Genomic DNA, 13227 nt, shown 5'->3' on the forward strand with positions numbered 1-13227 from the left:
TAATTTTTAAGTTAATAGGTTAGTAGATTCTCTTTTGATTTTAATTTTGTAACGTCAATTTTAACCACATTTTGGATAAAATCCACGTCTGAAAGGCGCTCAATATACGTATTTAAATTTAATTCCTCTGTAAAGTCCTGTATGAGCAAGAAGTAATCCATTATTTTCAATTCAGGAATCAAGTACGCAGCTGTAGGTCCAAAGGTATTGGATTTGTTTTTGAGTAGTTGCACAAAACCATGCTCTTTTTTCTCTAAAAATTGTGGCACAAACAAATCGGGCTGATTTATTAATTCTAAATAGTAGTCATCAACCTTTTTGAGTCGGAGATCGAGTTGCTTATTGATAGCCCAAGCAAGCTTATAATCCTTCACAGGGGCTACAAAACCCAAAATTTCGAAATCAAATTGATAGTCAAAAACAAGTTTATTCTTTTTCATAAAAGCAGCCCCTACCTAGTTACAAAGGTAGAAATAAAGCTGGAAGATTGAGCTATTCGGCATTTTCCATAATTTCATATCCTTATTTTTTTGGCAATAAGGTTATAAATATATTTCTTTGCGAAGTGTTTTAATTTAAACTGATCAAAAAATGTCTGAAATTGCACAAAAAGTAAAAGCCATTATCGTAGATAAATTGGGCGTAGAAGAATCTGAAGTTACTCCTGAGGCTAGCTTCACAAACGACCTTGGAGCTGACTCCTTGGATACTGTTGAGCTTATCATGGAATTTGAAAAAGAGTTTAATATCTCTATTCCAGATGATCAAGCTGAGCAAATCGGAACTGTAGGTCAGGCTATCAGCTACCTAGAAGCTAACGTAAAATAAAAAACACTATAAAATTCATTTATGAATTTAAGAAGAGTTGTAGTAACCGGTCTTGGTGCACTGACACCCATAGGCAACACCGTCGAGGAGTTCTGGAACGGTCTGTCTAATGGTGTAAGCGGCGCTGGGCCGATTACTAAATTCGACGCCTCCCTGTTCAAAACTCAGTTTGCGTGCGAAGTAAAGAACTTTGATGTTGAAAAGTATCTGGACAAAAAAGAGGCAAGGAAATTAGACTTATTTTCTCAGTATGCTTTGGCTGCTGCCCAACAAGCTGTGGAAGATTCAGGCATTGATACCGAAAAGATTGACCTCAATCGTGCAGGTGTTATTCTTGGGTCAGGCATCGGAGGTCTAAAAACACTTGAAGATGAAGTAATCAACTTCACTACAGGTGATGGTACTCCCCGATACAATCCATTTTTCATTCCAAAAATGATTGTAGATATCTGCGCAGGTCACATATCCATCAAATACGGTTTTAAAGGACCTAATTTTGTTACAGTATCTGCTTGTGCTTCTTCTACTAATGCCATTTTAGATGCATTTAATTATATTCGTTGGAATAAAGCTGATGTATTTATCACAGGTGGTTCAGAGGCTGTAGTGACTACTTCTTGTATAGGAGGATTCAATGCTATGAAAGCCCTGTCCCAAAGAAACGATTCTCCAGAGACTGCATCCAGACCTTTCGATAAAGAAAGAGATGGGTTTGTATTAGGAGAAGGTGCTGCGTGTATCATCTTGGAAGAGTATGAGCATGCAGTGGCAAGAGGTGCCAAAATCTATGCTGAAATGGTCGGTGGCGCTATGACTGCCGATGCCCATCATATTACAGCGCCACATCCGGATGGAGATGGTGCTAGCAATGTGATGCGCTTAGCAATCGAAGATGCTGGCTTGAAGCCGGAAGATATTGATTATGTCAACGTACACGGTACATCTACCCCTTTAGGTGATGTGGCGGAAGTAAAAGCAATCCAGAAAGTTTTTGGAGAGCATGCGTATAAACTCAATATCAGCAGTACTAAATCCATGACTGGCCACTTGCTGGGTGCAGCAGGAGCGGTGGAAGCCTTAGCTTCTATCCTATCGGTCAAAAATGATCTGGTACCCCCTACTATCAATCACTCCACACCGGATGAAAACATTGATAGTAACTTGAATTTGACTTTGAATAAGGCTCACCAGAGAACTGTGAGAGCTGCCTTGAGTAATACTTTTGGATTTGGTGGGCATAATTGCTCGGTCATCTTCAAAAAAATAGAAGAGTAACTTGAAACTTTCCCGCTTACTCCGCTTACGAGGAATATTCTATACGAAAAAAGACAAAAGGCTTGCTGCTTCCATTAAACACATGGCTGGTAGCAAGCCTTTTAACTTAGCCCTCTACAAATTGGCCATCAAGCATGCCTCAGTCTCCGATGAGTATGTCAATGGCCTAAAAATCTCCAACGAACGACTGGAATACCTGGGAGATGCCGTCCTAGGGGCCGTGATTGCAGAATTTTTATTTATCAAATTCCCCTACCGGGATGAAGGATTCCTCACAGAAACCCGCTCCCGCATGGTCAATCGAGAAGCATTGAACCAAATCGCCATCAAAATCGGTTTGGCCAAACTTATCTCCGAATCCTATGAAGGGAGAAATCTGAATGCCCATAAATCCATATTTGGAGACTCTTTGGAGGCCTTGATCGGCGCTATTTACCTTGACAGGGGGTATAAATTCTGTAAGAAATTTATACTCAAACGCATTGTTATTCATTACGATGTGGATGAAATCATCAATACGACCACCAACTTCAAGAGCAAAATCATCGAATGGGCCCAAAAAGAAAATAAAGAAGTGGAATTCAAGATGGTTTCCATGACGGGCAATCAGCGATTCAAGGAGTTTTTGGTGGAAATATGGATCGAAAATGAATCCACCGCCTCAGGGAAAGGAAATACCAAGAAAAAAGCTGAGCAGGAAGCTTCCAAAAATGCCTGCGAGAAACTCGCTATTCAAATTTAGAACAGTATCTTTGATTATCGTGTTTGATACCTTTGAAACACAACATGTCAACTGTGAGAATTGCCTGCGCTACTGTCAATCAAACACCTCTTGATTGGACAGGAAATCTAAAACATATCATTGCTTCCATAGAAGAAGCCCGAAATACGGGGGTAGAATTACTATGTCTACCCGAATTAGCTATTACTGCTTATGGCAGTGAGGATCTGTACCTCAGCTATTGGTTTCCCAAAAAAGCCCTTAAACAGCTACAAACCCTTTTACCTTATTGCCAAGACATCACCGTCGCAGTAGGTCTGCCTGTTCGGATAGAATCCAAGGTGTACAATTGCATGGCTGTGATTGAAAATGGGGAATTGTTGGGTTTGGTAGCTAAGCAGTTTATGGCCATTGATGGAGTACATTACGAATTCCGATGGTTTACCCCTTGGGAAGCATACAAAATAGTTTCCTTGGATTTTTTCGGCAAACCTGTACCCTTGGGGGATATCATTTTTGAAAAAAATGGCTTCAAATATGGATTCGAAATCTGTGAAGATGCTTGGAGAGCTGCCGAGAGGCCTGGAATTCGATTAAAAGACAGGCATGTGGACATCGTTTTCAATCCATCAGCCAGTCACTTTGCCATGGGCAAGACCTTGCAGCGGGAGGAATTGATGAAAAATTCATCCATTCTAATGGATGCCACCTATTTCTATGTCAATCTACTTGGAAATGAAGCTGGTCGAATGATCTTTGATGGAGAGATCTTGGTTGCCGATAAAGGTCGCATCCTACTCCGCAATGAGCTTTTATCCTTCCAAGATTTTCAACTTTGCAGCTTTGATTACCAAAAAGATCTCAGCAACTATCCTGACATCACCCATCAGGTAGACAAGAACCATGAATTTGTCCAAGCTTCCGCTTTAGCACTATTTGACTATTTAAGAAAAAGCAAAAGCAAAGGCTTTGTGCTCAGCTTAAGCGGTGGGGCTGACTCCTCCACCATTGCCGTCTTGGTAGCCGAAATGGTGAGAAGAGGTATGCAAGAATTGGGATTGGAAAAATTCATCCAAAAAATCGGGATCCCATTCCAACCCACTAGTGATAATCCTGTCAAAGAATTTGTAGGAAAAATCTTTACCGTCGCTTACCAAGCTTCCAACAACTCCTCCACAGATACCTTCGAAAGTGCCCGCTTATTGGCTGAGGATTTAGGCGCAGTATTCTACCAATGGGAGATCGCTGAGGAAGTACAATCCTACACAAGTAAAATTGAAACAGCTATCGGCAGAAAGCTGACATGGGAGCAGGACGACCTGACCTTGCAAAATATTCAAGCCCGGGCCCGCTCTCCGATCATTTGGATGCTGGCAAATATCAACAATGCCTTATTGCTCAGCACCTCCAACCGAAGTGAAGGGGATGCAGGCTATGCCACGATGGATGGAGACACAAGTGGCAGCATCTCTCCTATTGCTGCCGTGGATAAATACTTTATCCTCCAATGGTTGCAATGGGCAGAAAAGCATTTACAATACGAAGGTTTGAAAATGGTCAACAGCTTACAACCCACTGCTGAATTGCGTCCTTCGGAAAACCATCAAACAGATGAGGCCGATCTGATGCCTTATTCTCTGATTGTGGAAATCGAGCGATTAGCTATCCGGGACAGACGCTCGCCAATGGACGTATACCTCATCCTACAGGAAGAATTGGGCTATTCAGACCAAGAACTGAAAGATTATATTAAAAAGTTCTTTAGATTGTGGTCCCGAAATCAGTGGAAAAGGGAACGCTTGGCTCCATCCTTTCATTTGGATGAGTTCAATGTGGACCCTAAAACCTGGTATCGTTTCCCTATCCTTTCCAAAGGATACGAAGAAGAATTACACGAATTGGATACTTTATAACAGCGCAGTTTGCGCAGCAATACTACTAAACTATGATACAATCGCTTATCAACTATATCGTATGGAGTCCCAATCCAGCTGTTTTTGACAGCTTCGATAGGCTTCGTTGGTACAGTTTATTGTTTGCCTTGGGGTTTATCATTTCCCAGCAAATCATGATTTACATTTACCGCAAAGAAGGTCAGGATGATACCCTTGTAGACAAATTAACAATCTACATGGTCTTATCGACTATCATCGGTGCCCGCTTGGGTCATGTGCTTTTTTACGAACCTGAAAAATACCTCAGCAATCCCATTGACATCCTCAAAGTATGGGAAGGTGGATTGGCCAGTCACGGTGCAGCCATCGCCATCCTGATTGCGCTGTACATGTATTCCAAAAAAGTCCCTAGCCAATCGTATTTATGGGTAGTGGATAGGATCGTGATCGTTGTAGCCCTGACAGGTGCACTCATTCGTATTGGAAACCTGATGAATTCCGAAATCGGAGGAAAAGCTACCGGTGATGACTCAGGTTTTGTTTTTGCTCGGGATGCAGAGGAATACTTGCTTGCTATGCGTATGCCTGTTTCGTCAGTGGATGCCTACAAACCCAACGACCGAGCATCAGAGTTGGCCGGAAATGGAATAGTACCGGTTAATTTCGATATCAAAATCGACAAAGGAGCCTATCAGGAAGCTGATTTGCGCACAGCGATTGAATCAGATGTGAAGTTTGTATTGACGCGCTACAGAAGTTCTCAGAAATACTTGGCCGAAAGTCCTGAAACAGCCTTAAACTACGAGTTGGCAGATAAGGGAGACCATTATTTGGTCACTGTAAAAACTTTTGGTGTTGCCCGCTACCCTACGCAGATTTACGAGTCTTTATCCTATCTTTTGATCTTTATCGGTCTTTTCTTCGTATGGCAAAAATACAAGTCCAGACTCCCTGACGGCTTGTTCCTAGGCTTGTTCTTGATTTCTGTGTTCGGGATGCGCTTTGTATGGGAATTCCTGAAAGAGAATCAAGTGGAATTTGAAGAAGGTCTAGCATTCAATATGGGTCAAACACTCAGCATTCCACTGGTCATTGGGGGTTTGGTGCTGATCGTATTGGCGCTGAAAAAAGGATTAAAACCAATCGATCAGGGCACAGGGTCATGACCATGACCTCCCCAAGGATTGCAACTGAGGATTCGTTTGATTCCTAACCAACCACCTTTGAAGGGGCCATGCTTAAGGATGGCCTCTTTCGTATATTGGGAACAAGTCGGCGTGTACCTGCAACTGGGAGGAAATAAAGGAGATATCAAGTATTGATAAAATAATACGGGAAGTATCGCTATTTTTCGGATGATCGTTTTCACACATGCAATTTACGTGAAAATGAGTAGAAATAGCGAATAGTTCCTTAGGAGTACACCATTCATGAAAATTATACAGGCATTTATCTGCATTGGGCTACTGAGCACTTTTCTACTCGTTGGAAAAGGGAGTGTTGCCTTTGCACAAGATCAGGATAGCTTGCCTAGTATTTTTGAAAATGCTCCACAAAAAGTTACCATCAATAATATTTTTGTCATTGGGAATGAAAAAACCCGAAAGAACATCATCCTAAGGGAATTGACCATCAAGTCAGGAATTGAATACGATTGGGAAGAATTTCTGCTACAGATCATCGCCGATGAAAAGAAGATTTATAACCTCATGCTTTTCAATTCGGTGGAAATCACTCCCCTCTTGACAGGTACAGAACAAATTGAATTATTGGTAACCGTCACTGAGCGTTGGTATATCATTCCTCAAATCAAATTAAATATTGCAGATCGTAACCTGGCGGAATGGTGGACCAACCAAAACCGGGATCTCTCACGAATCAACTTTGGAGCGAAATTGGCCCATTACAATGTGGGCGGTAGAAATGAAAAACTGCGGGTCGGAGGGCAATTGGGCTTTATCCGTGAGTTTGAGTTTTTCTATGACAAACCCTACATAGACAAAAACCAAAAGCATGGGTTAGCTTTCCAGTTTTTGTACTTTACCCAAAAAAATCTGGCTGTAAAATCTGAAAATAACCGACAGATTTTCTTCACCAATGAAAACGAGGATGTGCTGAGAAGAAATACATCCGCTTTCTTGAGATACACGTATCGGGGCAGTTTCTACAACTTTCATTTTGTCACCTTTGGATACACCAATACCCGTATCAATGAAGATGTTTTTGTTCAAAATCCCAACTTCTTCCTTCATGGACAGCCTGAATTGGGTTTTCTGGCCTTGGGTTACACCTTCCGCCATGACAATCGGGACAATGTAGCCTACCCCACTCAAGGGCAATTGCTGAATGTGGGTTTGATGCGCTATGGTTTGACCGGATGGGATGATGTGCAGGACATGGAGTTTACCTTGAGTGCAAGCAAATACCATCGACTGAGTAGAAAATTTCATGTCGCCACAGGAGCTTCTCTCAATGCCTTTTTTGGAGACCGTCAGCCCTACACCTTGGTGCGAGGGATTGGCTACAACCCTTACTTTATCCGCGGATATGAATTGAATGTCATCGAAGGGCAGACTACTTTAGTCCAGAAAAACTCCCTGCGTTACAATTTGCTGAATCTGAATTTTGACCTGACGGGTTTGATGCCGATTGAGCAGTTTACAACCTTACCCTTTAAGTTTTATCTGAGTGGAAACTTTGACCATGGCTTTGTGCAGGACAGAAATCGCCTGCCCGAAAACCTTCGACTGACCAATCGCTATTTGTTTGGCTATGGATTGGGTTTGGATATGGTAACCCTGCATGACATGACTATCCGATTCGAATACTCCATCAACAGCATGAACGAGGGGGCACTTTTTATCAACATTCGGGCTCCATTCTAAGCATCTAAAATTAAACGTTTATTGAAACGTTTAATCTTCGTTGAAATCTTTTCAAAAGACTAATTTCATGCAAATTAAATCACGAAAAGATGGCTCTCAACATCCGTTTTCTTGCATTGTTGATTTACTTTGGGCAGATTCCTTTTGTCTATGCACAAATGGGGACCGAAGTCTTGCCCCGTGGTGCCCGCAGCATAGGGATGGGAAATGCGAGTGCCAGCTTATCCGATGCATGGGCTATTTTCAATAATCCCGCAGGCTTATCCGGTTTGCAACACTCACAGGTATTTTTCGGCTATGACCATCGACTAGACCTGAATGAACTGACCACCCTCTCCGCAGGGATGATTCAATCCCGGGACAAATTCAGCTATGGCTTGGCTGCTTCACGCTTTGGAGGGGAACTATTTACCCAACATTTGATCGGGGCAGCCATTGCCAATCAGATGGGGATTACGAGTTTGGGGCTCAAAGTAAGCTACCTTCAAACAGCCATGGAAGGCTTTGGTACAGGCGGGTCTTGGTTGGTTGATTTTGGAGGAATTGCGGAATTGACGCCCCATCTCTTTTTTGCTGCCCATATTTTCAACCTTACCCGCTCCAATTATGGGGGAGCATCTTGGGACAGAGTGCCTACGGTGGTCAAATCCGGGATTTCTTTTCGTCCCTATGAAAAGGTGATGACCAATGTGGAGATAGAGAAAGACGTCCTCTATCCTGCCATTCTGAAAGTTGGATTGGAGTACAACTTTTACCAAAAACTTTGGGGCAGAGCAGGCATGAACAATCAACCTCAGCAGCTTTTCTTCGGCATTGGCTGCACAGGGAAACGCCTTGCTTTTGACTACTCCATGACCCAGCATCCCCGATTGGGCAATACCCATCATTTTTCTCTCAACATCCAACTGTCCAATGAATGAGGTATGCTGTATTGATATGGTTTTTTTTGTTGGGGCACTTTTGCACCCTCGCACAAACCTATCGCAGGGGTGAGATCAATTTGGAAAATTTTGTAGAGGAACTTTTTGCCCAGCAGCGGGAGGATGAGGATTATGAAGACCTCTATGAAAATGTACTCCAACTCCTTCTCAATCCCATTGATCTGAACAAGGCCAATGAAGAAGATCTGAAGTCACTCTTTATCCTGCTACCGCATCAGGTAAAAGCCTTGGTCTCCCATCGGGAAAAATTCGGAAAGTTTATCAGCCTCTATGAACTGCAAGCAGTAGAGGGTTTTGACTTGATGCTGATTGAGCGCTTGCTACCTTTTGTGCAGGTGGGTGAAGATATTCAAAAGCAAGTTCCCTTTTGGCAACGGGTGAAGGAAAGTAGGGATGCCTATTTTATTTTCCGGGTGAGCAGAGTCCTGGAAACCCGAAGAGGCTTCACTCCACCTGACACCCTCTCCAATGGCCGGCTGACTTCCCGCTACTTGGGAGACCCTAATAGCCTTTATGGACGCTTTCGCATACAGCAAGCCAAGGATTTTTCCTTGGGCTTCACCATAGACAAAGATGCAGGTGAGCAATTTATCTGGGATCGTAGCAATCAGCGCTATGGCTTTAATTTTTTCTCCTATCACCTGACTCTCTACAATCGCGGTAAATTCAAAACCATCCATTTGGGAGATTATCAGTTACAGGTGGGTCAAGGCTTGGTATTTGGTGCAGGCTTTTCTCCAGGAAAAGGCGCTGAAACCATTACTACTGTCAGAAGGAGTACCATTGGAATCAGGCCCTACACCGCAGCATTGGAGTTTGATTTTTTCCGAGGGGTGGCAGCTACTTACCGCAAGGGATTGGTTGACTTTACCATTTTAGCATCCCACCTTACCAGAGATGGAAACCTAACTCTCACAACAGACAGCTTGGAGCAGGAACGTAGCGCTATTAGTTCCTTGCAAACATCCGGGCTACACCGCACCCCAACTGAAATTAGCTACCGCAGACAAGCAGCCGAGTCCAACCTCGGCGGCAACATCCATTTTCAAAGTGGAGATCGGAAATTCCAAGCAGGCGTCAATTCTCTATTCACCACGTTCTCCCAACCTTTTGAGCGGAATTGGCAGCGATATAACCAATTTGAATTCCGGGGACAGGAAAATCACATCCATAGCCTCTATTTGGGCTATAATTTTCAAAACCATTACCTCTTCGGGGAGACAGCCATATCAAAAAGTGGAGGAACAGGAGCAGTACTTGGCCTGATGAGCTCCTTGCATCCTCAACTGGCCTTTTCCATGGTTTGGAGGAAGTTTGATAAAAACTTTCATAGTTTCTATGGGAATGCCTTCTCAGAAAATAGTCGTCCGATCAATGAAACGGGACTTTATATGGGTTTAAACTACAAAGCCAATCAACAATGGTCAATGTCCTTTTACTACGATTACTTCCATTTCCCATGGTTGCGTTTTCGGGTATATGCACCTTCCTCTGGTCATGAGTGGCTAGGCCGCGTACAATACAAGCCCTCCCGCAAGATCCTCTTATTTGCACAACTGAGAGAGGAATCCAAGGCTAGAAATCTTAGGGCAGCCGACAATACATCTAACTTTTACTTACTAGACCAAGGTACCCGCTACAATTATGTTGTCAATTTGGATATGGGCATCAATCGGCACTTTAGCATGAAAAGTCGGGTGATGGGCAGTAGTTTTCACTTCAATCAGCAGACTACCCGTGGTTTTGCGATTTCGCAGGATTTAAATGTAGATTATCAACGTTGGAGAATCAGCAGTAGGTTTGCTTTGTTTGACACAGATGATTTTGATAATCGGCAATTTTTATTTGAGCGGAATGTGCTCTGGCTTTTTTCCATACCTGCACTGAATGGGCAGGGATTGCGCTATTACTTGCTCGGACAGTATAAGTTGGGGGAGCGGATCACCTGTTGGGCTCGTTTTGCGCGGACAATTTACACAGACCGGGAGATCATTGGCACTGGCTTGCAGCAAATCCAAGGAAATAGACAAACAGAAGTCGTCTTTCAAGTGCGCTACCAATTCCTCCGATAAATTCCACTATTGGTCAGGACTTGTAGAAAATATTCGATATTTTAGGGCTTCATCAACAACCACCAATCACCATGCGAACAATTTCTTTGATCTGCTTGAGTTTTCTTTGCATCACTTTTATATCCCTTCAAGCACAAACGCTAGATCTTAGCAAACTGGAAAAGAAAGAAGGTTTTTACAATTTCTACTTAGATGATTCCAAAGGTAAAATTTACCTGGAAGTTGATCGATTGGAGGATGAATTCCTCTATGTAAACTCCATGCCTGCTGGAGTGGGATCTAATGATATTGGCTTGGATAGAGGGCAGTTAGGTAGAACACGCATCGTGGAGTTCCGCAAAGCAGGGAACAAAATCTTGCTTTTTCATAAAAATTACGATTTCCGTGCCTTTAGTGATAATCCCGCAGAGGTAAAGTCTGTGAAGGATGCCTTTGCGGAATCTGTTCTCTGGGGTTTTGACATTGCACAGGAAAGCAATGGGAAATTCATTGTAGATGCCACCGCTTTTTACCTGCAAGATGCGCACCAAGTAGCAGAGAAGCTGGGCAATTCCAGACAGGGCGCTTATCGCTTGGATAATAGCCGTAGCGCTATTTATTCAGATATGACCAAAAACTTTCCGAAAAATACAGAAGTTGAAGCAATCATTACAGTGACCGGTACTCCAGCAGGTGGCTATATCCGTTCAGTTACACCTTCTCCGGAAGCAGTAACCGTGAGGCAACGACATTCCTTTATTGAATTGCCGGATGATGGGTATCAGCCACGCGTATTTGATCCCCGCTCTGGTTACTTCCATATCAGCTACATGGATTTCACCTCTCCTATCGGGGATATGATGACCAAAAAATACATTTCCCGCCACCGCTTGGAAAAGAAAGATCCTACGGCTGCTGTTTCAGAACCAATCAAACCGATTGTATACTATTTGGATAGAGGAACTCCAGAACCTGTTCGCTCAGCCTTATTGGAAGGTGGCAACTGGTGGGCTGAGGCTTTTGAGGCAGCTGGTTTTAAAGATGCTTACAGAGTAGAATTAGCCCCTGAGGGAATGGACCCTATGGATGTTCGATACAATGTAATTCAATGGGTGCACCGTTCTACGAGAGGTTGGTCGTATGGTTCATCGGTAAGAGATCCTCGTACAGGAGAAATCATCAAAGGGCATGTAACCTTGGGTTCCCTTCGGGTACGTCAGGACTATTTGATCGCTCAGGGCTTATTGCAGCCTTTTGAGGATGGTAAACCTGCCAATCCTGCTATGTTGGAAATGGCTTTGGCCAGATTACGTCAATTATCCGCCCATGAGATTGGCCATACCATTGGGTTGGCCCATGCCTATGCCTCCTCTCCTACTAATCGCGCTTCTGTGATGGATTATCCCTACCCTTTGATTCAGCAAAAAGAGGATGGCAGCATCGACTTATCCAATGCATATGATGATAAAATCGGGGATTGGGACAAATGGGCTGTTCGCTATGGGTATGAAACTGTTCCTGCTGGGCAATCTGAAGAAGCACATTTGAAAAAATTATTGGAAGATACCTACGCAGCTGGACATACCTTCATCTCAGATACAGATTCCCGCCATCCGAGTGGTTCACACCCTACTGCCCATTTATGGGATAATGGAGAGTCCGCAAGTGATGAATTAGTGCGCTTACTTCGTATCCGCAACGATCGCTTAAAAACATTTGGATTAAATACCATCCAAGATGGACAGCCGGAAGCGTTAATGGAAGAAGCGTTAGTTCCCTTATTCCTAATGCACCGCTATCAAGTGGAGGCTGTTTCCAAACTTTTGGGAGGCTTGGATTATACCTACAAAGTGAAAGGGGATAATCAGCGCATTCAGTCGCGTTTGGATGCGACTATGCAGGATAGAGCACTTTCCAGTTTGCTGTTGACCATTAGACCTGAAAACCTCATGGTCCCTACACATATTTTGGACAGAATTCCACCAAGACCGATGGGCTATGGACGTAACCGTGAAACCTTTCCTTCTAGAAATGGATTGAATTTTGATCCATTGGCACCGGCAGAAAATATTGTCGATATGGTTTTCAGCTTTTTGTTTGAAGTGGGAAGGGCTAACCGTCTGCATCAGCAGGCGATGATGGACAAAAGTCTTCCATCGTTTTCAACGGTATTGGGGAAGACGATGGAACAAGTCTTTGACAACTCCTTTAGCGAAGATTACCGGGGAGAGATAAAAGTAATGACAGAAAACAAATTGATTGACCACCTCATTGCACTTGCGAACCATCCGCAGGCTACTGTATCCGTGAGGGCAACCGTAAGAAATCAGCTGAAAAATTTGGTCAGAAACAATGATCTTGGTTCTCAAAATATCTATAGGACCATGTTCAGAAATCGCCAACTAAGTACTCAAACGCCCCGACAGGTCATTGATCAATATTTAGCCGACAAAATCCTCAATTACCTTGAGTTGCCCGAAAAACTTAGCATCCCAGCTGAGCTATCCATTCCCGACGGCGCACCGATCGGAACGGATGAGATTTATTGTGATTTTGAGCAGTGAGCAGTGAACATGTCTCCTTTGGCTTCGACTCCGCTCAGCCACCGGAGTCGAAGCCAAAGGAATCGAA

Annotated in this window: 11 protein-coding genes; 9 read left to right on the forward strand and 2 right to left on the reverse strand. The window is 43.4% G+C overall.

Annotated elements, in window-relative coordinates; translation table 11 throughout:
* Window positions 1–11: 11 nt before the first annotated feature.
* Entirely contained in the window at window positions 12–440 is a 429-nt protein-coding gene (locus tag IE080_RS00960) for an IPExxxVDY family protein (protein WP_189578499.1), read from the reverse strand.
* A 151-nt stretch (window positions 441–591) separates the two neighbouring features.
* On the opposite strand from IE080_RS00960, the gene IE080_RS00965 reads away from it, so the two are divergent.
* The 5 genes from IE080_RS00965 (at window position 592) to IE080_RS00985 (ending at window position 5885) form a co-directional block, all read left to right on the forward strand.
* The gene (locus IE080_RS00965) at window positions 592–828 is read left to right on the forward strand and encodes an acyl carrier protein (protein WP_008629501.1); all 237 of its coding nucleotides are present in this window, start codon (window positions 592–594) and stop codon (window positions 826–828) included.
* A gap of 21 nt (window positions 829–849) precedes the next feature.
* Window positions 850–2103, forward strand: a complete 1254-nt coding sequence (gene fabF, locus IE080_RS00970; protein WP_189578501.1) for a beta-ketoacyl-ACP synthase II — start codon at window positions 850–852, stop codon at window positions 2101–2103.
* A gap of 82 nt (window positions 2104–2185) precedes the next feature.
* On the forward strand, window positions 2186–2845 hold the full coding sequence (rnc, locus tag IE080_RS00975) for a ribonuclease III (RefSeq protein ID WP_189578503.1): 660 nt from the start codon (window positions 2186–2188) through the stop codon (window positions 2843–2845).
* A gap of 44 nt (window positions 2846–2889) precedes the next feature.
* Window positions 2890–4737 (forward strand): NAD(+) synthase, encoded by a 1848-nt coding sequence (nadE, locus tag IE080_RS00980; RefSeq protein ID WP_189578505.1) that lies wholly within the window; start codon window positions 2890–2892, stop codon window positions 4735–4737.
* Between the two features lie 32 nt (window positions 4738–4769).
* Entirely contained in the window at window positions 4770–5885 is a 1116-nt protein-coding gene (locus IE080_RS00985; RefSeq protein ID WP_189578507.1) for a prolipoprotein diacylglyceryl transferase, read from the forward strand.
* Here IE080_RS00985 and yidD read toward each other — a convergent pair.
* Window positions 5867–6088, reverse strand: coding sequence for a membrane protein insertion efficiency factor YidD (yidD, locus tag IE080_RS00990; RefSeq protein WP_189578509.1), 222 nt, complete (start codon window positions 6086–6088; stop codon window positions 5867–5869). The two genes, IE080_RS00985 and yidD, sit on opposite strands and share 19 nt — an antisense overlap.
* A gap of 61 nt (window positions 6089–6149) precedes the next feature.
* On the opposite strand from yidD, the gene IE080_RS00995 reads away from it, so the two are divergent.
* From IE080_RS00995 to IE080_RS01010, 4 genes are all read left to right on the forward strand, one after another.
* Complete coding sequence (locus IE080_RS00995; protein ID WP_189578511.1) at window positions 6150–7604, forward strand: BamA/TamA family outer membrane protein; 1455 nt, start codon at window positions 6150–6152, stop codon at window positions 7602–7604.
* 89 nt (window positions 7605–7693) lie between these two features.
* Window positions 7694–8524, forward strand: a complete 831-nt coding sequence (locus IE080_RS01000; protein ID WP_189578513.1) for a PorV/PorQ family protein — start codon at window positions 7694–7696, stop codon at window positions 8522–8524.
* Window positions 8521–10617, forward strand: coding sequence for a ComEA family DNA-binding protein (locus IE080_RS01005; RefSeq protein WP_189578514.1), 2097 nt, complete (start codon window positions 8521–8523; stop codon window positions 10615–10617). The genes IE080_RS01000 and IE080_RS01005 overlap by 4 nt, the downstream gene beginning before the upstream one ends.
* A 71-nt stretch (window positions 10618–10688) precedes the next feature.
* On the forward strand, window positions 10689–13160 hold the full coding sequence (locus IE080_RS01010; RefSeq protein WP_189578516.1) for a zinc-dependent metalloprotease: 2472 nt from the start codon (window positions 10689–10691) through the stop codon (window positions 13158–13160).
* Window positions 13161–13227 lie beyond the last annotated feature (67 nt).

Source organism: Mongoliitalea lutea (assembly GCF_014652135.1).
Classification (GTDB): domain Bacteria; phylum Bacteroidota; class Bacteroidia; order Cytophagales; family Cyclobacteriaceae; genus Mongoliitalea; species Mongoliitalea lutea.